The sequence below is a fragment of the Pseudomonas sp. P7759 genome (assembly GCF_013386445.1).
GTDB lineage: Bacteria > Pseudomonadota > Gammaproteobacteria > Pseudomonadales > Pseudomonadaceae > Aquipseudomonas > Aquipseudomonas azotoformans_A.
The window spans coordinates 58,175-80,795 of sequence record NZ_JACART010000049.1; the positions used below are offsets into that span (position 1 = coordinate 58,175).

The 22,621-nt window shown below is 58.7% G+C and carries 21 protein-coding genes; 13 read left to right on the forward strand and 8 right to left on the reverse strand.

Annotated features, from left to right (window positions below; translation table 11 throughout):
• Positions 1-46 precede the first annotated feature (46 nt).
• The gene (locus HX823_RS26880) at positions 47-2,041 is read left to right on the forward strand and encodes a nucleoside-diphosphate sugar epimerase/dehydratase (protein ID WP_038844505.1); all 1,995 of its coding nucleotides are present in this window, start codon (positions 47-49) and stop codon (positions 2,039-2,041) included.
• 109 nt (positions 2,042-2,150) lie between these two features.
• Entirely contained in the window at positions 2,151-2,483 is a 333-nt protein-coding gene (locus tag HX823_RS26885) for a helix-hairpin-helix domain-containing protein (RefSeq protein ID WP_038844507.1), read from the forward strand.
• 18 nt (positions 2,484-2,501) lie between these two features.
• On the opposite strand, the gene HX823_RS26890 is transcribed toward HX823_RS26885, so the two are convergent.
• Positions 2,502-3,080, reverse strand: a complete 579-nt coding sequence (locus tag HX823_RS26890) for a TetR/AcrR family transcriptional regulator (protein WP_177077543.1) — start codon at positions 3,078-3,080, stop codon at positions 2,502-2,504.
• Positions 3,081-3,200: 120 nt separating this feature from the next.
• Here HX823_RS26890 and HX823_RS26895 point away from each other — a divergent pair, with 120 nt between their 5' ends.
• Entirely contained in the window at positions 3,201-3,845 is a 645-nt protein-coding gene (locus HX823_RS26895; protein ID WP_177077544.1) for a GntR family transcriptional regulator, read from the forward strand.
• Positions 3,846-3,860: 15 nt separating this feature from the next.
• Complete coding sequence (locus HX823_RS26900; protein WP_038844513.1) at positions 3,861-4,709, forward strand: DUF1989 domain-containing protein; 849 nt, start codon at positions 3,861-3,863, stop codon at positions 4,707-4,709.
• A 74-nt stretch (positions 4,710-4,783) separates the two neighbouring features.
• Here the strand turns inward: HX823_RS26900 and HX823_RS26905 are convergent, their stop codons facing one another.
• Entirely contained in the window at positions 4,784-4,951 is a 168-nt protein-coding gene (locus HX823_RS26905) for a DUF2897 family protein (protein WP_003172675.1), read from the reverse strand.
• A 112-nt stretch (positions 4,952-5,063) separates the two neighbouring features.
• Complete coding sequence (gene eat / locus HX823_RS26910; protein ID WP_038844515.1) at positions 5,064-6,428, reverse strand: ethanolamine permease; 1,365 nt, start codon at positions 6,426-6,428, stop codon at positions 5,064-5,066.
• Between the two features lie 310 nt (positions 6,429-6,738).
• Here eat and kdpF point away from each other — a divergent pair, with 310 nt between their 5' ends.
• The 6 genes from kdpF (at position 6,739) to HX823_RS26940 (ending at position 14,621) form a co-directional block, all read left to right on the forward strand.
• On the forward strand, positions 6,739-6,828 hold the full coding sequence (kdpF, locus tag HX823_RS26915) for a K(+)-transporting ATPase subunit F (protein ID WP_003218754.1): 90 nt from the start codon (positions 6,739-6,741) through the stop codon (positions 6,826-6,828).
• A 9-nt stretch (positions 6,829-6,837) separates the two neighbouring features.
• Positions 6,838-8,532 carry a potassium-transporting ATPase subunit KdpA gene (gene kdpA, locus HX823_RS26920; RefSeq protein WP_177077546.1) on the forward strand — a complete coding sequence of 565 codons (1,695 nt, stop codon included), beginning with the start codon at positions 6,838-6,840 and terminating at the stop codon, positions 8,530-8,532.
• 12 nt (positions 8,533-8,544) lie between these two features.
• A complete protein-coding gene (kdpB, locus tag HX823_RS26925) occupies positions 8,545-10,602 on the forward strand; it encodes a potassium-transporting ATPase subunit KdpB (protein WP_177077548.1) in 2,058 nt (685 codons plus the stop codon).
• 64 nt (positions 10,603-10,666) lie between these two features.
• Entirely contained in the window at positions 10,667-11,212 is a 546-nt protein-coding gene (gene kdpC, locus HX823_RS26930; RefSeq protein WP_177077549.1) for a potassium-transporting ATPase subunit KdpC, read from the forward strand.
• Positions 11,213-11,242: 30 nt separating this feature from the next.
• Positions 11,243-13,894, forward strand: a complete 2,652-nt coding sequence (locus HX823_RS26935) for a sensor histidine kinase KdpD (RefSeq protein ID WP_177077551.1) — start codon at positions 11,243-11,245, stop codon at positions 13,892-13,894.
• Positions 13,895-13,931: 37 nt separating this feature from the next.
• Positions 13,932-14,621 (forward strand): response regulator, encoded by a 690-nt coding sequence (locus HX823_RS26940; protein ID WP_010211910.1) that lies wholly within the window; start codon positions 13,932-13,934, stop codon positions 14,619-14,621.
• A gap of 36 nt (positions 14,622-14,657) precedes the next feature.
• Here HX823_RS26940 and HX823_RS26945 read toward each other — a convergent pair whose 3' ends face one another.
• Positions 14,658-15,695: a patatin-like phospholipase family protein gene (locus HX823_RS26945; protein ID WP_177077552.1), complete on the reverse strand. Its 1,038-nt coding sequence runs from the start codon at positions 15,693-15,695 to the stop codon at positions 14,658-14,660.
• A gap of 216 nt (positions 15,696-15,911) precedes the next feature.
• On the opposite strand from HX823_RS26945, the gene HX823_RS26950 reads away from it, so the two are divergent.
• The 3 genes from HX823_RS26950 to HX823_RS26960 all read left to right on the forward strand — a co-directional run bounded on the left by HX823_RS26950 (position 15,912) and on the right by HX823_RS26960 (position 17,884).
• Complete coding sequence (locus tag HX823_RS26950; RefSeq protein ID WP_003172685.1) at positions 15,912-16,190, forward strand: hypothetical protein; 279 nt, start codon at positions 15,912-15,914, stop codon at positions 16,188-16,190.
• A 44-nt stretch (positions 16,191-16,234) separates the two neighbouring features.
• Positions 16,235-16,996: a CHAD domain-containing protein gene (locus HX823_RS26955; RefSeq protein WP_177077554.1), complete on the forward strand. Its 762-nt coding sequence runs from the start codon at positions 16,235-16,237 to the stop codon at positions 16,994-16,996.
• Positions 16,997-17,086: 90 nt separating this feature from the next.
• Complete coding sequence (locus HX823_RS26960; protein ID WP_177077556.1) at positions 17,087-17,884, forward strand: acyl-CoA thioesterase II; 798 nt, start codon at positions 17,087-17,089, stop codon at positions 17,882-17,884.
• Positions 17,885-17,886: 2 nt separating this feature from the next.
• Here HX823_RS26960 and HX823_RS26965 read toward each other — a convergent pair whose 3' ends face one another.
• The 4 genes from HX823_RS26965 to HX823_RS26980 form a co-directional block, all read right to left on the reverse strand.
• A complete protein-coding gene (locus HX823_RS26965) occupies positions 17,887-18,249 on the reverse strand; it encodes an Mpo1-like protein (protein WP_177077558.1) in 363 nt (120 codons plus the stop codon).
• Between the two features lie 138 nt (positions 18,250-18,387).
• The gene (locus tag HX823_RS26970; RefSeq protein ID WP_177077560.1) at positions 18,388-18,801 is read right to left on the reverse strand and encodes a hypothetical protein; all 414 of its coding nucleotides are present in this window, start codon (positions 18,799-18,801) and stop codon (positions 18,388-18,390) included.
• A 79-nt stretch (positions 18,802-18,880) separates the two neighbouring features.
• Positions 18,881-19,285, reverse strand: coding sequence for an Imm50 family immunity protein (locus HX823_RS26975; RefSeq protein WP_177077562.1), 405 nt, complete (start codon positions 19,283-19,285; stop codon positions 18,881-18,883).
• A partial coding sequence (locus tag HX823_RS26980) for an RHS repeat-associated core domain-containing protein (RefSeq protein ID WP_177077564.1) occupies positions 19,282-22,621 on the reverse strand: 3,340 nt, incomplete at its 5' end. The genes HX823_RS26980 and HX823_RS26975, both read right to left, overlap by 4 nt.

Genomic DNA, 22,621 nt, shown 5'->3' on the forward strand with positions numbered 1-22,621 from the left:
ATGTACCATCTTAATCTTGGAAAAATTTGGGTTTTTTGAGGGAGCTATGGATAAGGTCAGGGTGTTTTTGCAAGGCCTCCCGCGCAGGCAAAAAAGGCTGATTCAGATAGCCGTCGATGTGGTACTTATTTGGTGTGCCTTGTGGATGGCTTTCGTTGTACGCTTGGGCATTGATGAAATGTCTAACCCGTTGGTACAACATCTTTGGTTATTTGTAAGTGCCACGTTTGTAGCCATTCCTCTTTTTGCTAGATTTGGACTTTATCGTGCGGTAATGAGGTATTTTGGCAATGACGCGCTTATTGCAATTATTAAAGCGGTCAGTTTGTCTTCTTTGATTCTTGGGGTTATTGTCTACTGGTATAGCAACCACCAAAACGTTGTCCCTCGCTCCATTATTTTCAACTACTGGTGGCTCAGCGTAATTATGGTGGGTGGGTTGCGTTTAGCGATGCGCCAGTTTTTCCTTGGCGATTGGTTCGCGGCTGCCCAACATGTACCCTTTACCAGTCGAGACGATGGGTTACCCCGAGTGGCCATTTACGGCGCTGGTGCGGCGGGCAATCAATTGGTTGCAGCACTTAGAATTGGTAGGGTCATGCGACCGGTCGCCTTCATCGACGATGATGAAAGCATTTCCAATAGGATAATTTCCGGGCTCCAAGTCTACAAGCCTACACATATTCGGAAGATGATAGATGTCACCGGAGCTCAGGAAATCCTACTTGCGGTTCCTTCCTCCCCACGTGCACGACGCAGAGAGATTCTTGGCTTTCTTGAAGGTTATCCTTTGCATATCCGCAGTGTGCCTGGGTTCATGGATTTGGCCAGTGGCCGGGTCAAGGTTGATGACATTCAGGAAGTGGATATTGCGGATTTGCTTGGCCGTGACGCGGTGCCTGCCCAAGCTGAACTCTTGGAACACTGCATTACGGGCAAGGCCGTGCTTGTCACTGGCGCGGGCGGATCTATCGGATCTGAACTCTGCCGGCAAATCCTTGAATTGCGCCCCACCTGCCTCGTATTGTTCGAACACAGTGAGTTCAATCTCTACAGTATTCTTTCCGAGCTTGAGCAGCGTGTTGTAAGAGGTGCTTTTTCCGTACGGCTGTTGCCGATTTTGGGGTCTGTCCGTAATCAACAAAAGATATTTGATGTGCTGAAGACCTGGCGCATTGAAACTGTTTATCATGCGGCCGCCTACAAACATGTGCCTATGGTGGAACATAACATTGCCGAGGGCGTCCTTAATAACGTAATTGGCACGTTGAATACCGCTCAGGCAGCACTGCAAGCAGGTGTGGCCAACTTTGTGTTGATTTCAACCGATAAGGCCGTACGCCCGACTAATGTCATGGGCAGTACCAAACGCCTCGCCGAGATGACACTGCAAGCGTTGAGCCGGGAACTGGCACCTGTGTTTTTCGGTGATAACGCTAATATTTCCAGGGTTAATAAGACCCGTTTCACCATGGTGCGTTTTGGTAATGTGCTGGGTTCATCCGGTTCGGTGATCCCTTTGTTCCACAAGCAAATCAAGTCCGGTGGTCCGCTGACAGTTACCCATCCGAAAATCACACGTTACTTCATGACTATTCCTGAGGCAGCGCAGCTGGTTGTTCAAGCGGGCTCGATGGGGCGCGGAGGGGATGTTTTTGTTCTTGATATGGGAGAACCGGTCAAGATCGCAGAGCTGGCCGAAAAGATGATTCACTTGTCAGGCCTCAGTGTCCGTTCAGAGAGGAACTTCCACGGCGATATTGCGATTGAATTCACCGGTCTGCGCCCAGGTGAAAAGTTGTATGAAGAATTGCTCATCGGCGATAACGTCGTCGCGACCCAGCACCCAATGATCATGAGCGCCAACGAAGACTACCTGCCTTGGGACGTCCTCAAAGGCAAGCTCACTGAACTCCTTGCTGCCGTAGACCAGGACGACTACACCCGCGTTCGTCAACTCCTGCGCGACACCGTCAGCGGCTACTCCCCCGATGGCGAAATCGTCGACTGGATCTACCAGCAGCGCCGCCTGGAACCCTGATTTAACACCTTGTAACTCAAGCGTTTTTGACGAATCCCCAACATCACCTAAGTTAGAAAAGCAGCTTCGGAAAAGCTGCTTTTCTCTTATCAATGTCATGGAGCGTCAAATGCAAAACACTTACCTTACTTCCCTGATCTTCGCTTTCCTCACCACCCTTTCGGTCACCACCACCGCAGCCCCGTCCATCAAACCCGAAGCGCCAACCCCCATCGCCGCCCAGATGGCCAAAACCGAACACTCCGCCAAGGTCAACCTCAACGCCGCCGACGCCGAAACCCTGCGCCGTGACCTCTTCGGCATTGGTGCGGCCAAAGCCAAGGCAATTATCGCCTACCGCGAAAGCAATGGCCCGTTCACGGCGGTAGATGAATTGTTGGAAGTGAAAGGGATCGGCAAGGCGCTGCTGGAGAAGAACCGCGATCGGCTTGTAATCAACTAAGCCAATAGGGGAGGCCGGTCATTGACCGGCTTTTTCATCTTCTGAAATGTGGGTTTTCAAACTATCTCGCACCACGTCCATGATTCGCATCGCCAGCGCCTTGTCCTCAACACTCCGAGCGAGAACCAGGGCTCCCACCAACGTCGACATTATCACCAAGCCTTGTGCATCACCCCGTCCATCCGCTAACGCCGTTTCAATCTGCTTGAGCCGTGCGCCGAGCACTGCATCCGTCGTTGCACTGTGCTGGCCGCGTAGCCCCAGTTCAGAGGAAATGGTTGGCAACGGGCAGCCTTGATCCGGAGACGTCAGGTGCCACTCCGAGAGGTAGCTATCAATAAACGCTTCCAGCGGGCACTCCTGGCTGAAAAGCATCTCGCAATGGGCGTCCAACTCTGCCGCAGCAGCCTGCAGCGCCTTTTCCACCAGTTCGTCCTTGGACTTGAAGTGTGCGTAGAACCCCCCATGCGTCAGGTTCAGTGCTTTCATCAATGGCTGTAAGCCGGTAGCGCCGATGCCGTCACGGCGAAAGCGTACGGAAGCTTCCTTGATGATGCGTTGGTGGGTTTGGGCTTTGTGGTCGGATGAATAACGCATAGGGCGGCCTCGGTTACAGGCTGGCATTTTAACTAACTTGAGCCTTTTTACACGCATGCACATTGGCATGAAACGTGATTACCTCTACACAAAGGATTGTTGAACAATCACGAGGCAGTCATGACTCTCAGCTTGTCGTTAGCCGACCAGATCGCCCTGGAGCTTCGCGCCGACATCATCGGCGGACGATTGTTGCCTGGGATGCCGTTGGTCGAAGTAGAACTGGTTAAGGCTTACAACGCCTCACGCAATACCATCCGCGAAGCGTTGCATCGCCTGGGACAGGAAGGGCTGACACGTTATGTGCGCAACAAAGGGGTAGTGGTCCGGCGTCTGGAACGAGAAGAAGTGCGTGATTTGTTTGCCGTCCGTCGCACGTTGGAACTGCAGGCTATCGCCCACAGCACTCCTCTGACAGAAGCCCAATCCGAAAGCATGCAAAACGCGATTGACGCCACCACCCTGGCCCGTGAGCGCGAAGACTGGCGTGCAGTTGCCACCCATAGCCTGGTGTTTCACCAGCAGATCGTGGGGTTGATGCGCAGCCCTTTGTTCGATGAGTTTTTTGCCCAGGTCATTGCTCAGCTGCGCTTGGTGTTTTGCGCCGCGCCTGATGAGCAGCGTTTTCAATCGCCATGGTTGGAGCGCGACCTTGAAATTTTCACCTTATTGGCCCGGCAGCATAAAGCGGCTGCAGGAGAGGCGATGAGCCTGTATCTGGATGATTCGGAACGCCTGTCCCTGGCCTTGTTTAACCGTCCCTGAACGAGGATCTGCACCATGTACAAAGACTATCCGGCCGCTTATCAGGTCAGCAAAGGTTCGGCATTGCAGGTCGACACGGTGTTTTACGAGCGCATTCGTGACCGAAAAGATCAGCGCAGGCTGATTGAGCAGTTTGAGGTGCCGATTCGCACGGGCCGTGCGTGGAAGGTGCCGGCGGGGCATGTGTTCCGTGTGACCACGCCGGTCGGCCCGCAGGTGGGAGACTTCAACGTGTGGAACGCCAACGACCCTCGCGAGCGCTTGTGGGCGGCCCGTACACGGCAGTTGCAAGGTGCGCATGTCAGTACTCATGACCGGTTATGGTCGAACCTGCCATTTCTGAGGCCTTTGGTGACGATCACCGATGACAGCCTGGCGGGTTACGGCATAGACGAGCACGGCGGGCGTCTGCATGACTTGCTCGGCACGCGTTGCGATCCGTATGTGAACCGGATGCTGACCGGTGAGGACTTCCATCACCATTGCCATTCGAACCTCACCCGCGCGGTTTTGCCCCACGGGCTGACCGAGTTCGATGTGCATGACGTGCTGAATATTTTCCAGTGCACCGGTCTCAATCATGACGACATGTATTTCATGAAGGCTTGCCCGGCGCAGAAGGGCGATTACCTGGAGTTCTTTGCCGAGATTGATTTGCTGTGCGCGTTGTCGACGTGCCCCGGTGGGGATTTGTCTTTGCCGATGTGGGGACCGGAGGCGCAGGATCCGCTGACGGTGTGCCGTCCGCTGGGAGTCGAGATCTACAAGCTGGAGGATGAGTTGCTGAACGGCTGGAGCCAGCCTGAACGTGCTGCCTATAAGGGGCAGCACGGGTTGCATATTGCCAAGGCGGCTTGGGAGTAGCTCCTCAGAGGGGCTGCTTCGCAGCCCAACGGGAGCAAGCTCCCTCGCCACAGGTGTGAATCAGGTCAGCCACGTCAGCGATCCTGCGCGTCCTTGGCATCCGCCTGGGCGTTGCGCTCGGCCACGCGCTTGCGTTGTTCGTCGGTGAGTTCCACCTTGTTGGCGCTGTCACGCAGCATCATCAAACCACCGACGATCGAACCGATCGCGACCACCATAATCAACCACGCATACCACGGCATAAGGCTCTCCTTGAGGCAGATTGCCGCGGGAGAACTTTCCCACGGGAATAACTGCTTTGAGTGACGGGCTTTCTTACTAGTTCAGTGTAGGCCCGTTCTGCCTCTCAGTAGATCAGAGCCCGGTCAACATCGCATCCGCCGGTGCATCGGCACGGTCTTGCGCAGTCATCTGGAAGTAGGCAAACCCCACCGCCATGAAGCCCAGGAAGATCAATCCGATCAGTGCGTTGAACCAGGCCATGGCCACCAGGCACACCACCGCCAGTACCAATGCAATGCCCGGCACGATGGGGTAACCCGGTGCGCGGAAGGTGCGTTCCAGCAACGGTTCGCTTTTACGCAGTTTGAACAGGCTGAGCATGCTCATGATGTACATCACAATGGCGCCAAACACCGCCATGGTGATCATTGCGGCGGTCAATGTCATGCCGCCCAGGTTGATCAAACCATCGCTGTAGATCGCCGCGATGCCGACCACGCCCCCGGCGATGATTGCCCGGTGCGGCGTCTGAAAACGCGACAGTTTGGCGAGGAAGGAGGGCAGGTAGCCGGCGCGGGCCAGGGCAAAGAACTGGCGCGAGTAGCCAAGGATAATGCCGTGGAAACTGGCTACCAGGCCAAACAGGCCGATCCACACCAGCATGTGCAGCCAGCCAGAACTGTCACCCACCACGGTCTTCATGGCTTGTGGCAAGGGATCGTTGATGTTGGATAGGGTGCGCCAGTCGCCCACGCCGCCCGCGAAGAACATCACGCCCATGGCCAGGATCACCAGGGTCAGGATGCCGCTGATGTAGGCCTTTGGAATGGTGCGCTTCGGGTCTTTCGCTTCTTCGGCGGCCATGGCCGCGCCTTCGATGGCGAGGAAGAACCAGATAGCGAAAGGAATCGCGGCAAACATGCCGGCAATCGCGGGCGCGCCAAAGGTGTCTGAGCCGGCCCAGCCGTTCAGGGCGAAGTTGCTGAAGCTGAACGCAGGTGCGACGACGCCCATGAACACCAGCAGCTCGGCGACGGCGAGCACGCACACCACCAATTCAAAGGTGGCGGCGAGTTTCACGCCGAGGATGTTCAGGCCCATGAACACGATGTAGGCCCCGACGGCTGCGTGTTTCGGGTCCAGTGCCGGAAACTGCACATTCAGATAGGCACCGATGGCCAGGGCGATTGCCGGTGGTGCGAAGACAAATTCGATCAAGGTTGCGAGCCCCGCGATCAGTCCGCCTTTTTCACCAAAAGCGCGACGGCTGTAGGCAAAAGGCCCTCCTGCGTGAGGAATCGCGGTGGTCAGTTCGGTGAAACTGAAGATGAAGCAGGTGTACATCGCGGCGACCATCAAGGAAGTCACCAGGAAACCCAGGGTCCCGGCTACGCCCCAGCCATAGCTCCAGCCGAAGTATTCGCCGGAAATCACCAGCCCGACGGCGATGCCCCATAAATGCAGGGTGCCCAAAGTGGGTTTGAGTTGTGTGTTCATTGTGTTGCTCTCCCTGAACCGTGTGGAATGATTCAAGGTGTTGCAGCGGCCATGCCAGGAGGGAAATCATTGTCGTAAAGCTGCGCAACTGTCGCCAAGGGAACGGTTCTGCGTTTGAATTCGCATCGTCCTGCACCAGATCAGGGCGAGTCCTACCGCAAGTGCGCATAAATCCCCCTGTAAACCCCGCATAAACCCACTCTTTACGTCGTCTTTACGCCCTGCCTGCTCCCTCGCTCTCGTTCCTTTACGCCACTCCTGCCGACAATTGCCCCACACGCGGCACTCGCCGCTAAACGGAGAGACTTCCATGAGCGTTCTGGACGGGGTGTCACTGCTATTGGCCGTGGCGCTGTTCATTTATCTGCTGGTTGCGCTGTTACGCGCGGATCGGAACTAGGAGCGGGCCATGCACAGTTATGACTATTGGCTGATCATTGCCTTCTTTGCGGTGGTGTTGGTGCCGGCCCCATTTCTGGGGCGGTTCTATTACAAAGTGATGGAAGGGCAGCGCACCTGGCTCACGCCGGTATTTGGCCCGGTAGAACGCGCCTGTTATCGCTTGTCGGGCGTGGACGAGCATCAAGAACAAAGCTGGCAGAAGTACATGCTGGCCTTGCTTGCGTTCAACCTCGCAGGCTTTTTGCTGTTGTTCGCGATCCTGCTGTTCCAGGACTGCCTCCCACTGAACCCGCAGAAATTGCCGGGTCAGGAATGGACCCTGGCCTTCAATACGGCGGTCAGTTTCATGACCAACACCAACTGGCAGTCCTACAGCGGTGAGGCATCCCTGAGCTACCTCAGCCAGATGGCGGGCCTGACCGTGCAGAACTTCGTCAGTGCCGCCACCGGTCTGGCAGTACTGGTCGCGTTGTGCCGTGGGATCGGTCGCAAATCCACCAAGACCCTGGGCAACTTCTGGGTCGATATGACCCGCGCTACCCTCTACGGCCTGCTGCCGTTGTGCCTGGTGCTGGCGTTGTTCCTGGTGTGGCAGGGCGTACCGCAAACCTTCGCTCACTACGTGGATGCCGTGACGATGCAAGGTGTGGATCAAGTGATCCCCCTGGGCCCGGCGGCCAGCCAGATTGCGATCAAGCAATTGGGCACCAACGGCGGTGGCTTCTTCGGCGTCAACTCGGCGCATCCGTTTGAAGACCCGACTGCCTGGGCCAACCTGTTCGAACTGGCGGCGATCATCCTGATTCCGGTGGCGTTGGTGTTCACCTTCGGCCACTACGTGAAGGACCTGCGCCAAAGCCGCGCGATCCTTGGCTGCATGCTGGCACTGTTCCTGATCGGCGGCGCGACCTCGCTGTGGGCCGAATACCAGCCCAACCCGACCCTGAATAACCCGGCCGTGGAACAAACCGCGCCGCTGGAAGGCAAGGAAGCGCGCTTTGGCACCACCGGTACGGTGTTGTGGTCGGTGACCACGACGGCGGCGTCCAACGGTTCGGTCAACGGCATGCAGGACAGCCTCAACCCCCTTAGCGGCATGGTTGCGCTGGTCAACATGATGGTCGGCGAAGTGATCTTTGGCGGCGTCGGCGCCGGTATGTACGGCATGTTGCTCAACGTGTTGATCGCGGTGTTCCTCGCCGGCCTGATGATCGGCCGTACACCCGAATACTTAGGCAAGAAATTGCAGGCCAAGGAAGTGCAATTGCTGGTGGTGACCTTGCTGGTGATGCCGGTTGGCGTGCTGGTCCTCGGTGCCATCGCCGCGAGCCTGCCTGGCCCGGCCGGCGCCATCAGCAACCCCGGCCCTCATGGTTTCAGCCAGTTGCTTTATGCCTACACCTCGGCCAGTGCCAACAACGGCTCGGCGTTCGGCGGCTTCAGTGCCAACACGCCGTTTCACAACTTGATGTTGGGCCTGGGCATGTTGATCGGCCGCTTCGGCTACATCCTCCCGGTACTGGCCCTGGCCGGCAGCCTGGCGATGAAGAAGACCGCACCGATTGGCCAGAACAGCTTCCCAACCCACGGCCCGCTGTTCGTGACCCTGTTGACCGTGACCATTTTGCTGGTGGGCGGCCTGACCTTCCTGCCGACGCTGGCACTGGGCCCAATTGCTGAACACTTGAGCATGGGCTTCTAAGGGGATATGAAAATGAATATGCCTGCAAAAAATGCGGCTCCGGTGCAATCCCAGGAGCCTGCCAAAACCGCCATCTCCGCCCTGTGGCGCCCGGCGCTGGTCCAGGCGTTCGTCAAGCTGGATCCGCGTCAACTGCAACGCTCGCCGGTGATGCTGGTGGTCGAATTGACGGCCATCCTCACTACCGTGTTGTGCTTTGTGCCTGACACCGCCGTGCCCACCTATGTCGCGGTGCAAATCGCGGTGTGGCTGTGGTTCACCGTGCTGTTCGCCAACTTCGCCGAAGCCTTGGCCGAAGGGCGTGGCAAGGCGCGTGCCGACAGCCTCAAGGCCGGCAGCGAAGGCTTGAGCGCTCGTCGCAAGGAGGCCGATGGCAGCTTCAAGGTCGTGCCGGCCACCAGCCTGCGCAAAGGTGATGTGGTGCGCGTGGCCGCCGGGGAAATGATCCCCGGTGACGGCGAAGTCATCGAAGGGATCGCGGCGGTCAACGAAGCGGCGATCACCGGCGAATCCGCACCGGTGATCCGCGAGTCCGGTGGCGACCGTTCGGCCGTCACCGGCAACACTCGCCTGGTGTCGGACTGGCTGCTGATCCGCATCACCGCCAACCCCGGTGAGTCCACCCTCGACCGCATGATCGCGCTGGTCGAAGGCGCTAAACGCCAGAAAACCCCCAACGAAGTTGCGCTGGATATCCTGCTGATCGGCCTGACCCTGATCTTCCTGTTGGTGGTGGTGACCCTGCAGCCGTTCGCCCACTTTGCCAATGGCAGCTTGCCCCTGGTGTTCCTGGTCGCACTGCTGGTGACGCTGATTCCTACGACTATCGGCGGCTTGCTGTCAGCCATCGGCATCGCCGGCATGGACCGCCTGGTGCGCCTCAATGTGATCGCCAAATCCGGCCGCGCCGTGGAAGCGGCGGGTGACGTGCATGTGTTGCTGCTGGACAAGACCGGCACCATCACCTTTGGTAACCGTCGGTGTGCGGCGGTGGTCGCGGCGCCTGGCGTCAGCGGCAAGGAAGTCGCCGAAGGTGCGTTGTTTGCGTCCCTGGCGGATGACACGGCGGAAGGTAAATCCATCGTTGAATACCTGCGCGCCTTGCACCCGCAGGCCGAGCCCTCTGCGGATGAGCTGACCGCCGTGCCGTTCAGTGCGGAAACGCGGTTGTCCGGTGTCGACTACCAGGGCCGTGTGTTCCGCAAAGGTGCGGTGGATTCGCTGCTCGCTTTTATCGGCCAGCAACGTCGTGACTTGCAACCGGCATTGTCGCGGGAAATCGACAAGATCGCCCAAAGCGGCGGTACGCCGTTGCTGGTGTGTGCCGATGGCAAGTTGCTTGGTGCGATCCACCTGAAGGACGTGGTCAAGCCCGGCATCCGTGAGCGTTTCGCCGAGCTGCGCAAACTGGGCATTCGCACCGTGATGGTCACTGGCGACAACCCGCTGACCGCTGCAGCGATTGCTGCCGAAGCGGGCGTGGACGACGTGCTGGCCGAAGCCACGCCAGAGAAAAAACTTGCGCGCATTCGCCATGAACAGAACGACGGCCGCTTGGTGGCAATGTGTGGCGACGGCGCCAACGACGCCCCGGCGCTGGCCCAGGCTGACGTCGGCATGGCCATGAATGATGGCACCCAGGCCGCCCGCGAAGCCGCCAACATGGTCGACCTCGACAGCGACCCGACCAAGCTGCTGGACGTGGTGCAGATCGGCAAGGAATTGCTGGTCACCCGTGGCGCACTGACCACCTTCTCCATTGCCAACGACGTGGCCAAGTACTTCGCGATCCTGCCGGCACTGTTCGCCTCGATCTACCCGCAATTGGGCGTGCTTAACGTGATGCACTTGCAGAGTCCGCAGAGCGCGATTCTCTCGGCCATCGTGTTCAACGCGTTGATCATCGTGGTGCTGATCCCGTTGGCGCTGCGCGGTGTGCGCGTGCAAGCGGCGAGCGCGGCGGCGTTGCTGCGGCGCAACCTGCTGATCTACGGGCTGGGCGGGATCCTGGTGCCGTTCGTGGGCATCAAGGCGATCGACATGCTGCTGACTGCGTTGCACCTGGTTTGACCCGAATCCTGTGGGTGCCAGATGGGTGCCCACAGGTTGCAATGACCGAATTGAGGAATCCGAAATGTCCAACATGATTCGCCCGGCCCTTGGCCTGCTGGTGCTCATGACCCTGATCACCGGCGTCGCTTACCCACTGGTGGTAACCGGCGTCGCCCAAGTCGCCTTCCCGGACCAGGCCAATGGCAGCCTGGTGCGTGACGACAGCGGCAAGGTGCGTGGCTCCAGCCTGATCGCCCAGGACTTTACCGGTGACAGCTGGTTCCACCCACGCCCATCGGCGGGCGCTTTCGCGACGGTTTCCAGCAGTGCCAGCAACCTTGGCCCTAGTAACCCGGCGCTGGCGACGCGCATCTTCGATGACGCAAACAAGCAACTGGTACCCAGCCAGGGGCCCGTACCTTTGGCATCGCTGACTACCTCTGGTAGCGGTCTTGATCCACACTTGCCACCGCAGGCGATTGCCTATCAACTGGCGCGAGTGGCGGCGGCGCGGAATGTACCGGTGTCGACCTTGCAGCGCTTGCTCGATGAGCACATCGAAAGCCCGCTGGTAGGGCCGCCGGTGGTGAATGTGCTGGCGCTGAACATGGCGCTGGAAAAGCTGTAACCCGATCAATACCTGAAGGACACTGCCCGCATGAGCGACTCCGGCCGCGCCGATGCCCTGTTAGCCGATCTGCCCCGGGACGGCCGTGGCCGGCTCAAAGTCTTCCTCGGCGCCGCACCGGGTGTGGGCAAGACCTACGCCATGCTCCAGGCCGCGCATACTCAGTTGCGCCAAGGCGTGCGGCTGATTGCCGGCGTGGTCGAGACCCACGGCCGCGCCGAGACCGAAGCCTTGCTCAGCGGCCTGCCGCAACAGCCTTTGTTGCGCAGCGAATACCGTGGCGTGATGCTCGAAGAAATGGACCTCGACGGCCTGCTCGCCGCCAAGCCCAAGCTGGTGTTGGTGGACGAACTGGCCCATAGCAACGCGCCCGGCAGTCGCCATGAAAAGCGCTGGCAAGACATCCAGGAATTGCTCGCCGCTGGTATCAACGTGTTTACCACGGTCAACGTCCAGCATCTGGAAAGCCTCAACGACCAAGTGCGCGGAATCACTGGCGTGCAGGTACGTGAAACCCTGCCGGACTGGGTGCTGCAAGAGGCCGACGAACTGCTGCTGATCGACTTGCCGTCCCGCGAGTTGCTGGAGCGCCTGCGTGACGGCAAGGTCTATGTGCCCGAACAGGCGCGGGCGGCTATCGATGCGTTTTTCACCCAGACCAACCTCATGGCCTTGCGCGAGCTGGCGATGCAAACCGCTGCTGCCCATGTCGATGACGATTTGGCCCAGGGCTATCGCCAGCTCGGCCAGGCCGCGCCGGCGGTGCGCGGTCGCTTGTTGGTGGGCGTGGATGGCGATGCGCAGGCCGAACGTCTGGTGCGTCATGCCAGTCGCGTTGCCCAGCGTCGGCATTTGCCGTGGAGCATGGTGCATATCGATAACGGCCGTGCGCGGGATGAGCAGTCGCGGTTGCGTCTGCAGAATGCCCAGCAACTGGCCGAGCGACTGGGCGGTGAGGTGGTGTTGCTGCGGGCGGGGGAGGTGGCCAAGACACTGATCCAGCATGCTGCTGAACGTCGCGCCAGCCTGTTGCTGGTGGGGCAGTCGCGGATGCGATGGCGGCGTCGCTTGTTTGGCGGTGGCTTGGCTGCGCGGTTGTTGCGTAATGCGCGAGGCCTGGAAATCAACGTCCTCGACAGCGACGACATCCCTGTACCGCCGCGTTTGCCGGATGTGCGCGGGCTGGTGTGGTTCGACTATGCGTTGGCGGTGGTGGCGACGGTGGTGGCGGCTGCGGTGGCGTGGGCGGTGTCCAGCGTCTTGCCGCTGCCGAATATCTCGCTGGTGTTTCTCGCCGCCGTGCTGCTGGTGGCGGTGCGCAGCAGCCTGGGGCCATCCTTGGTGTGCGCGGCGTTGTCGTTCCTGACCTATGACTTTTTGTTTATCCCGCCGAATTTTTCCTTCGCCATCCAGCGCGAAGAAGATGTGCTGACCCTGTTGTTCTTCCTGTTGATGGCGGCGTTGACCGGCAACCTGGCCGCACGTCAACGCCGGCAGTTGCAAGCGTTGCGCGATACCCAGGAGGAAACCAGCGAACTGCTCGACTTGTCGCGCAAACTCACCGCCGCCACCGATCGCCAGGCGGTGGTCAGCGCCGCTGCACACCATTTGCAAGGCTGGAGCGACCTGGACCTGTGCCTGGTCAATCGCGATGGTCAGGGCGGTTGGACCATCGAGACGGGCGGCCCGCTGACCCTCACCGAAGCTGAGCGCGCTGCGGCCGATTGGGCCTGGCAGCATGACCAGCCGGCGGGCATGGGCACCGGCACCTTGCCGTTCGGGCGTTGGTGGTGGTGGCCATTGTCAGGGGAGGAGGGCCCGCTGGGTTTGCTCGGCGTCAGTCCCAAGCCCGGCCTGGAGTTGAGCGGTCAACGTCGGCGTTTGCTCACGGCCTTGAGCCAACCCTTGGCCCAGGCGTTGGCGCGGGCGCAACTGGCCCAGGAGCTGGAGTCTGCTCGATTGCACGGCGAAACCGAGCAACTGCGCAGCGCGTTGCTGGCCTCGGTGTCCCATGATTTGCGCACGCCGCTGACGTCCATGCGCGGCAGTATCGACAGCCTGCTGGCGCTGGGTGAAGCCATCCCGCTGGAGGATCGCCGCGAGTTGCTGGAAGGCACCCGCGATGAAGCTGAGCGCCTGGACCGCTATATCCAGAACCTGCTCGACATGACACGCCTCGGCCATGGCGCGTTGAAACTGGCCCGGGATTGGGTGTCACCGGGCGATATCGTCGGCAGCGCTCTTGGCCGTCTGCGTGCGGTGCTCGCGCCGTTGCAGGTGAGCACCGATGTGCCGCCCGAGTTGCCCTTGTTGTATGTGCATGCCGCGTTGATCGAGCAAGCGTTGGTCAATGTGCTGGAAAACGCCGCACGTTTTTCACCGCCGCAGGGTCGTTTGCAACTGAGCGCCGGCGTTGCGGACAACCAGCTGTTCTTCGCCGTGGCCGATGAGGGGCCGGGTATTCCGGAAGACGAGCGCGCCAAGATTTTCGACATGTTCTACACCGCCGCCCGAGGCGATCGCGGCGGGCAGGGCACGGGGCTGGGCCTGGCGATCTGTCAGGGTATGGTCGGGGCTCACGGCGGGCATATCAGTGTGGCCGACGGTATTGACGGGCGTGGCACTTGCATCACCTTGTTCCTGCCGTTGCCGACACAGCCTGGCCTGGAGCGCGAGGCATGAGCTACCCTGTTTTCTTCACGGATTTTGATGGAACACCATGAGCCAGACCGCGACGATTTTGGTCATTGATGACGAACCGCAGATCCGCAAATTCCTGCGCATCAGCCTGGCCTCCCAGGGTTACAAAGTGATCGAGGCCGGCACTGGCAACGAAGGCCTGGCCCAGGCGGCGTTGAGCAAGCCGGATTTGCTGGTACTCGACCTTGGCCTACCGGACATGGACGGCCAGCAGGTGCTGCGTGAGTTTCGTGAGTGGTCGACGGTGCCGGTTCTGGTGTTGTCGGTGCGGGCCAGCGAAGGGCAGAAAGTTGAAGCCCTCGACGGTGGGGCGAATGACTACGTCACCAAGCCTTTTGGTATCCAGGAATTTCTCGCCCGCGTGCGCGCGTTGTTGCGCCAGGCGCCGGCGGGCGAAGCCCAGGAAGCGGCGTTGCGTTTTGGCCCGTTGACCGTGGACCTGGCCTATCGCCGGGTGCTCTTGGACGGTGCCGAAGTGGCACTGACCCGCAAGGAGTACGCGGTGTTGGCGCAACTGGCGCGGCATCCGGGGCGGGTGATTACCCAGCAGCAATTGCTCAAGGATATCTGGGGGCCGACTCATACCGAGGACAGCCACTATCTGCGGATCGTCGTGGGTCATTTGCGGCAGAAACTGGCGGATGATCCGACCCAGCCACGGTTCATTGTGACCGAGGCGGGGGTGGGTTATCGGTTGTTGAGTGCTTAGGGTGTAGGTGTCTGGCCATCAGCAACGCCAGATCTTTCAGCCCTGCTCACTTTCATACCGGTCCAATGTGTCACTGGCGATTTCCCGCCCAAGCGCGATCAGCTCCGGCGCCTTGTAGAACTCGAAAAACCGACAGACCCGCTTCGGCACGTTGATCAGCACGTCGGGCGGGTAGCCGGCAATCTTGTACTGCGCCAGCGAGGTCTGCATCACCTCGAAGCTCTGGTTGATCAGATCCAGCAGTGACGCCGGGCCGACGTTATCGATGATGAACGAGCCGGTCGCGGATTTCGGTGCCCCCGGCTTTTCTGGTGCGGCAGCAGGCTGCTGGGACTCCGGCTCGGCCGACTCCAGCCACGGGTTGATCTCCGCTGCCTGGGCCTCCAGGGCTTCCTGCTCCAACTTCATTAATTGTTCGGCTTGTTTGCGGCGAAGCGGCAGGTGCGAGCCGAGTGACTTGGCCAGGTTGTTGAAGCGGCTCTTGAACGCGGGCGGGCGCTGGATCACCGGCAACTGGTAGTGCTTCTGGTTGGTGGCGTTGAGGTTGACCGCGATGATCAAGTCGCAATGGCTCGACACCACCGGCACGATGGGCAGCGGGTTGAGCAGGCCGCCGTCGACCAGCATGCGGTTGCCTTGCATCACCGGGGTGAACAGGCTGGGAATCGCCGCCGAGGCGCGCATCGCCTGGTGCAGGCAGCCTTCCTGGAACCAGATTTCCTGCTGGTTGGTCAGGTCGGTGGCGACGGCGGTGTAGGGGATGCGCAATTCTTCGATATTGATCTCGCCGACGATCTTGCGGATCTGCCCGAAGACTTTCTCGCCGCGAATCGCCCCCAGGCGAAAACTCACGTCTACCAGGCGCAATACGTCGAGGTAATCGAGGCTTTCGATCCAGTTGCGGTAGTCATCCAGCTTGCCGGCGGCGTAGATCCCGCCCACCACGGCCCCCATGGAGCACCCGGCGATACAGGCGATGTCATAACCGCGCCGTTCAATCTCTTCGATCACTCCGATGTGCGCATAACCCCGGGCCCCGCCGGAGCCCAGCACCAAGGCAACCCGTTTTTTCATGGTCCATGTCCTCCCCAAGGCAGGGTCCCACAATGCACCCATTGAGGGGGCGGCTTCAATCTTCGTGGGCGGCCTGCGATATTTTTCCAGAATAGCCCCGGTGCTCGGGTATGCTCTGGTCTGTAGGTACTATCGATTTCAGGCTAAGGACAGGCACTTTTCCATGTAGGCAACGTCTACAACGTACGACTGTTTTTTCTTTTTGAGGTGTCATCAATGAAAGCCTGGATGTGTGTACCTGTGATCATGCTGGCCTTGGCCGGTTGTGCCGGGAAGACCGCGTACCGCGACAGCTGCGGCAGCCAATTGGACGCTGCCTGGAAAGAGCTGGATCTGGCCAAGGCTGAAGGCTTCGCTGGCACCGTGAGCTACTCTAAAGCGTTGTCCCTGCTGACGGGCGCCAAGACCCAGCAACAATTTGAAGCGTTTGAAGGCTGCTCCAACAAGGCCGAGAAAGCGCGGTTCTATATTCGTGAGTCTCGCGCCGGGCGTTGACCTGCAGCAGCGAGTAGGATTTCTCATCAAACAGTGAGAGCAGGATGTCAGCTTTGGTCGATCAGTTAGTCGCTCAGGTCATTGGCCTGGAAGTAGGGTTACTGAGCTGCCAGGCTCGCCTCGCCGCCGTCACCGACGATGAAGCCCTGCATGACCTGCGCACCACCGTGCGCCGTCTGCGCAGCTTGTTGCGCCCCTTGCGCGGATTGCCGGGGGTGGAACAGCTTGAATTGGCCGCCAGTACTGTCGGCCAACTGACGACGCCGCTACGCGACCGTGAGGTGCTGGCGGCGTATTTGCATCAGCATGGTTATCACGAAGCCGCCAGCCGGCGTCTGCGTCTGCAACCTGAGGCCTATCGCCAGGTGGCGCAAAGCCCGGAGCTTGCGCATTTGCTGCTGATCCTCGATGCGTTTCCCCGTTTCATCCGCGCGTCGGAGCATCAGAAATTGCTCAAAGGCCTGCGCCCACGCATTGAAAAACGTCTAGCCAAACAATGGCAGAAACTCGATGAAGCCTTGAAAGACCCTGATCATGACCGACACCGCCTGCGGTTGTTGATCAAGCGAGTGCGCTATGCCGCCGAAGCCTATCCCGAGTTGGACAAGCTGCCTGCCAACGCGATGTCGCGCTTGAAAAAAGCCCAAGGCGCGTTAGGCGATTGGCACGATTGCTGGCAATGGCTGGCCCAGGCCGAGCATCAGGCGGATCTGCAACCTTGTGTTGCGATATGGCATCGCACCATGGCCAAGGCTGAAGGGCAGGCGGACCGCGTGCTGGACAAACTCAGCGCTGATTGTTTCTGAACCGGTCCGGCTTTTGGCCGGAATAGGCGCTGTACCTGGCGGGTCCGATGGTTAAGATCCTTCATCTGTTTCTTTTGATGTGAGACCGCCATGCGCTTTAGTGATTTGCTCGACGCCGCCCGCAGCAACCCGCTGGATGTGACCATCCCCGCCGAATGGGCCCAGGGCCGCGCAACCTTTGGTGGCCTGGTGGCTGCCTTGCAATACGAAGCCCTGCGCGCTCAAGTGCCGGCCGATCGACCGCTACGGTCGCTGGCGATCACCTTTGTCGGCCCTGTAGCGCCAGACGTTCCTGCCAGTTATCAAGTCGAAGTGTTGCGCGAAGGCAAGGCCGTCAGCCAATTGCTTGGCCGTGTGGTGCAGAACGGTGAAGTGGCGACCCTGATACAGGCCAGTTTCGGTGCATCCCGTGAGTCGGAAATCGCGGTTGAAAGCGAAGCGCCGCCGGTTTTCAAACATTGGGATGAATGCCAGGAACTGCCCTATATCAAGGGCGTGACCCCCGAATTCATGCGCCACTTGGCGATGCGTTGGAGTGTCGGCGGCTTACCCTTTACCGGCAACAAATCCCGTGACATGGGCGGTTGGGTTCGCTTACGCGGAGATGTCAAAGAAGAGCCGCTGACTGAAGCGCATATCCTCGCCCTGGTCGACGCCTGGCCTCCGGCCTTGCTGCCGCACCTGAAAAAACCAGCACCCGGCAGCACCCTGACCTGGACCATCGAATTCATCCAGCCTTTGCAGGATCTGACGACCCTCGACTGGTGCCAGTACTACGTCAATATCGAACACGCCCGCGACGGCTATGGCCATGCCGCGGCCGCCCTCTGGAGCCCGACCGGCGAGCTGATTGCCATCAGCCGCCAGACCGTAGTGGTCTTCGCCTGACCTCAATGCCGGTGGCGCTGCCGCCAGGCACGCCACCAGCCGCCGCTTAATACAAAGCGCGGAAAGGTCACGAACTGCTCGACCACCAGCCGCTGCACCGCATCTTTACGACCACTGAACGGCTCGCTGGCTTCGGCTTCCAGGCTATGGCCATGACGCTGCAACGCCAAGCCGGCCAGGATCCCGACCACACCCACGGCAAAACTGGCCAGGCTCAAGCTGAAAACCCCGGACACGATCAACAGAAACCCGATGATGAACAGCGGTACGGCAATCAGGTGCAACGCCAAGTTGGTCGGGTGTTGATGGTTCTGCGGGTAGTTACGCCATTGCCAGGCGGGGAGATTGGGGTGACGTTTGCCCATGATGGTGAATCCTCTGTCCGTTGAAATAGCATGGAGAGAGTTTAGGTGGGGTTGGATGGTGGGGCGAATTGGGGCTGGCTATGGGGGTCATAGCCAGCAAGCTCCTGCCATGTAAACAACTGCTCGATTTTAAGCTTTTCAGTGAAAGCTGGCGTCGATTCTTTCGACCGTTAATTTAACAAAACTCCCGTTCAGTTCTGGATGGTCATAATGTATGCCTTCGTCGCTCAGCGATGTGAAGGTGAGAAATCTCTCGTCACAGAGTTCGCCGTAAAGGATGTAGGAATAGCCAGGATCTATCTTTTCGGCCGACACGTCACTCGGCTCTACACGCTCAATTACGTAGTCGTCAGCAATGCTCATGGTCAGCTCCACATCATAGAATTTCCCAACTTCTATTTGATAGGGGCAGTAACTTATAAAGCAATTTATGACCGTCCCCTCTATGAGCAGAGTAACGTCTTCTTCTATCTGATCATTGAGTGCTAAAACGCGCACTTTCTTATGGTTATTTGCTATAAGGCCTGATGGTTTTGTCAGAGGGGTCGCCATTTATCGTCCTCCAGAAGTCTTTTTCGGTTTTGGTATGCAGAAATGGTCTTGCGGTGACTGTTTAGCTGTCTTGGCATGCTTAGCCACAAGCTGAATCTGGATCGTTGATGTATACGGCTGGACCGCAGAGAGAAATATATTTGGCTTTTAATTCGATTGCCGAAGATTTGGACTTGGCTTGTAATTCATAATAATTTTCGTGTTCGGTTATCACGACCTTTAACCTTTCTCTAGTCGGAATGTTGTTGATTTTGACATCGCTCAAACCTCCACAATCCAACCCTATTCTGCATGTGTTAAACCCCTCGTTAATCCACTTTTCCGGGGGCGCGTCAGGAATTTCAGAAATGTCGAAACCTAAACCGATATTGGGTCGATCATTGTCAATGGTCACAGAAAAAAGCGTTATTTCGCCTATTTCCACCGGGTAAGTGAATACCTTGTTGAAGAAAATCGTGTTTTCTAGCTCATTCCAATATTTCATTTTTTATCCTTGAAATAATAATGGTCTCTGGCGCCATCTAATTTTCCATTTCTCGGACTGTTTTTCGGTCGGAGATTGAAATGCGCCGTTTGATCGCCCTTTCCGTCGGGTGCTGAAAACTTGTGACCAGCTCCATGATCTTGGATTAGAACCTTTGAGCCGTCCGCCCGCGTGAATTCGTACTCTCGAGTCATCACTGGCTTTCCTCGCGCATCCAGAATTTCGTTTTTCTGCTGATCTCTCATTGATACATGTGAATATTGCCTCATCGTCCCTAATCTGGGATCGAGCACGGCATCTGGGTGTTGTGCACGCGGTATGCCCGCATCCGCCTTCGCTTGTTTGAACGCTCCATTCCTTGATACTTCCGGCGCTGACGGCTCGTTAGGTGTGCCACATTCTGGGCTTTTCGTACCTTTAGGTGGGCAGTTGGCATTCAACCCGAGTGGGTCAATCCATCCCGTCGGATTAGGCACGTACTGGTACGCATTGATCCCGCCCGCCAATTTCACCGGGTCCGGCGTCAGATAGCGGCCAATATCCGGATTGTAGTAGCGATGACGGTTGTAGTGCAGCCCGCTTTCTTGGTCGAAGTATTGGCCTTGGAAACGCAGCGGGTTGTCGATTTTTCCTATGTCGAGGCGGCTGATTTCGCCGTAGGCGCGGTAGTGGGCGGACCAGACGATTTGGCCATCGGAAGCGGTGAGTTCCTGTGGGGTGCCGAGGTGGTCTAGTTGGTAGTGGTAGGGCTTGATTTCTTTTGGGCCGAAGCCTTCGAGCAGCGCCAATGGCCGGAAGCTATCGGGTTCGTAGAGGTAGCTGCGGTGGTGCTCCGCGTGGTGTTCGGCGATGAGCTTGTCGCCCTGCCAGAAGAACTCGGTGGTCATGCCATCCACGGTTTTGCTGATGCGACGGCCGAACGGGTCGTAGCGATAGCTGGCGGTCTGGCCGTTGGGTTTTTTAATGCCGATCAGGCGGTGCTGGCAGTCGTAGCGGTATTCGGTGACGAGTTGATGGCCTTTGCCGCGTCGTTCGCGGATGAGGTTGCCGAAGGCGTCGTAGTCGTAGTGGTGGTCGCCTTGGATCATCAGGCGATTGCCCGCCACGATGTCGGGGCCGGGGCGGTCTTGCATGAGCAGGTTGCCGGCCGGGTCGTGGCCGAAGCGTTCCTGCTCGTCTTGGGAGTGGTCGGCGCGGGTGAGGCGGCTGAGTGGGTCGTAGTGGTAGTGGTGTTCACCTTTGCGGGTGTCGAGCAGGCGGGTGAGGTTGCCGGATATGTCGTAGTGGTACTGGCGCCGATAAATAGCCCCTTCGATATCGCACAGGCCGTGGCTGAACAGGCGTCCCTGGGCGTCGTACTGATAACTGCTGAGTAACTTTCCTTGGCCTCTTTGGTGTTCTCGACCTGCGTCGAATAGATGAGCGGTGAGCGGTTGACCATTTACCTCGATCTTCTCGAGTTGGCCGCCTTTGGTGTGGTTGAACGCAACCCGGTTGTTGTCCGGCAGGCGTAGGTTTTGCAGTTGGCCGCAGGCGTTGTAGCCATAGCGCAGGGTGCCCCAGCCTTGGTGTTCGGCGGTGAGGCGGTTTTGGCTGTCGTACTCGTAGGCCAGGGCCCAGTAGCCGTCCTCGACGCTGAGGAGATTGCCCTGACGGTCGTAGGTGTAATCGACCAGGTTGCCGTCGGGCAGAGTTTTTCTTACGAGTCGCCCGGAATAGTCGCGCTCGTAGCGGGTAACCATTTGACTGCCGTCGTCACCGTGTTCGGTTTTCTCACTCAGGTTGCCGTTGAGGTCATATACGTAAGCCGTGCGCTGCCCATCAAACCCGGTTTCCTGTTGAATCAATCCATTGGCGTGATACTGGAGCCGGTAGGTTTCACCCACCTCGTTTTCGATCTCGGTGAGCAACAACCTGACGTTGTCGTAACGGTATTTAACCTGGCTGCCATCAGCATTGATGCGACGACTGATCAGGTGTAGGCCGTCGGCGTATTCGTAGCGGGTGACGTGGCCGAGTTCATCCCGCTCGGAGGTGATTTTTCCGTAAGCGTTGTAGGTATATTTACGCGTATCACCGCTCGGCAAGACGATTTGGACTAATCGCCCTACGTGGTTCCACTCAAATTGCGTGAGCGCGCCGTGCTCATCTTCCTGGCTGATTTTTCGTCCGCAATCGTCATAGCGATAACGCTTGATTCCGCCATTCGGCAGCTGCTCTTCAAGCAACTGCCCGCGCTCATTCCAGCCCAGTCGGTGACAGCTGTGATCCGGATACCAAACCTGCGTCAGTTGCCCGCGTTTGTTGTAGCTGTACTCAGTCGAATGGCCATCAGGATCGGTCCTACGCGTAACGTCGCCCTGGTCATTACGCTCATATTTCCAAACCGTTTCACCACGCCGCACAACCCGTACGAACCCATTGTCATGCTCGTAGGTCGTCGGCTCATCATCCCCAGGAAACAGCGCCACCAAACGTCCAGCTTCGTCGTACTGATACGCCGTGATCGCCCCCAGCGGATCCTGCTCAACCGTCAGCCGGCCTTTGTCATCGTAGGATTTGAAGTGCTCGGCCCCATCAGGATCCACCCGCCGCACCAGCCGCGCTCGCTGGTCATGCACATAGACTTCCTGACTGCCATCAGCGTTAAACACCGTGACCTGGCCTTTGTCATCCCAGGCATAGCGCGTGTCCATCTGCGAAAAACTGGCCCAATGTCGGACACATCGCGCCGCCTTGCCAGACCTTTCCCACGCCCAAAAGAAACTCGCCCCACCGGCCAAACTGCGCTCAAGAATGACGTGCTGCTCGTCGTACCGATAAACCTCACTTTCGCCTACGGTATTGGTCGCTGAAACCAGTCGTCCAAAATTGTCATAGCCGTAGGCAACAACGTTCTGCTCCGTCACCCAGACAAACGGACCGTCATCCACGGCCCGCTCAATCTGGTAGTCCACCGCCGCAATGCGGCCCGACGCATAGCGCAAGAACAGCGAGCGCCCGACGCCGTTATCCAGCCGCTCAATCTGTCCCAGGTAATTACGGGAAATGCGCAACCGGTTGTCATACGCATCGCTGATCGCCGTCAGCACACCGTCGTGGAAGTGGTAGAAACGTAGCCCTTGAGACAGGACTAATTCATCGGGTAAATCACCGAGATAGATCGCCGCTTCGGCCAGGCTATTGGTAATCGCCGGCCGAGAAACCGTGGGCAAGGGCAGGGTAGTCGACCGATTTTCATGATCGGTCCACACCACCGAATCACCGGAAACACTCAGCCGATGCGCCAGCGAGTGACTCCAGCCAAACCCCAACCCCTGCTTCTTATACTCATCT

Excerpts from the sequence above, each read along its gene's own strand:
- HX823_RS26880 (WP_038844505.1), top strand. The coding sequence starts at position 47 with ATGGATAAGGTCAGGGTGTTTTTGCAAGGCCTCCCGCGCAGGCAAAAA.
- HX823_RS26885 (WP_038844507.1), top strand. The coding sequence starts at position 2,151 with ATGCAAAACACTTACCTTACTTCCCTGATCTTCGCTTTCCTCACCACC.
- HX823_RS26890 (WP_177077543.1), bottom strand. The coding sequence starts at position 3,080 with ATGCGTTATTCATCCGACCACAAAGCCCAAACCCACCAACGCATCATC.
- HX823_RS26895 (WP_177077544.1), top strand. The coding sequence starts at position 3,201 with ATGACTCTCAGCTTGTCGTTAGCCGACCAGATCGCCCTGGAGCTTCGC.
- HX823_RS26900 (WP_038844513.1), top strand. The coding sequence starts at position 3,861 with ATGTACAAAGACTATCCGGCCGCTTATCAGGTCAGCAAAGGTTCGGCA.
- HX823_RS26905 (WP_003172675.1), bottom strand. The coding sequence starts at position 4,951 with ATGCCGTGGTATGCGTGGTTGATTATGGTGGTCGCGATCGGTTCGATC.
- eat (WP_038844515.1), bottom strand. The coding sequence starts at position 6,428 with ATGAACACACAACTCAAACCCACTTTGGGCACCCTGCATTTATGGGGC.
- kdpF (WP_003218754.1), top strand. The coding sequence starts at position 6,739 with ATGAGCGTTCTGGACGGGGTGTCACTGCTATTGGCCGTGGCGCTGTTC.
- kdpA (WP_177077546.1), top strand. The coding sequence starts at position 6,838 with ATGCACAGTTATGACTATTGGCTGATCATTGCCTTCTTTGCGGTGGTG.
- kdpB (WP_177077548.1), top strand. The coding sequence starts at position 8,545 with ATGAATATGCCTGCAAAAAATGCGGCTCCGGTGCAATCCCAGGAGCCT.
- kdpC (WP_177077549.1), top strand. The coding sequence starts at position 10,667 with ATGTCCAACATGATTCGCCCGGCCCTTGGCCTGCTGGTGCTCATGACC.
- HX823_RS26935 (WP_177077551.1), top strand. The coding sequence starts at position 11,243 with ATGAGCGACTCCGGCCGCGCCGATGCCCTGTTAGCCGATCTGCCCCGG.
- HX823_RS26940 (WP_010211910.1), top strand. The coding sequence starts at position 13,932 with ATGAGCCAGACCGCGACGATTTTGGTCATTGATGACGAACCGCAGATC.
- HX823_RS26945 (WP_177077552.1), bottom strand. The coding sequence starts at position 15,695 with ATGAAAAAACGGGTTGCCTTGGTGCTGGGCTCCGGCGGGGCCCGGGGT.
- HX823_RS26950 (WP_003172685.1), top strand. The coding sequence starts at position 15,912 with ATGAAAGCCTGGATGTGTGTACCTGTGATCATGCTGGCCTTGGCCGGT.
- HX823_RS26955 (WP_177077554.1), top strand. The coding sequence starts at position 16,235 with ATGTCAGCTTTGGTCGATCAGTTAGTCGCTCAGGTCATTGGCCTGGAA.
- HX823_RS26960 (WP_177077556.1), top strand. The coding sequence starts at position 17,087 with ATGCGCTTTAGTGATTTGCTCGACGCCGCCCGCAGCAACCCGCTGGAT.
- HX823_RS26965 (WP_177077558.1), bottom strand. The coding sequence starts at position 18,249 with ATGGGCAAACGTCACCCCAATCTCCCCGCCTGGCAATGGCGTAACTAC.
- HX823_RS26970 (WP_177077560.1), bottom strand. The coding sequence starts at position 18,801 with ATGGCGACCCCTCTGACAAAACCATCAGGCCTTATAGCAAATAACCAT.
- HX823_RS26975 (WP_177077562.1), bottom strand. The coding sequence starts at position 19,285 with ATGAAATATTGGAATGAGCTAGAAAACACGATTTTCTTCAACAAGGTA.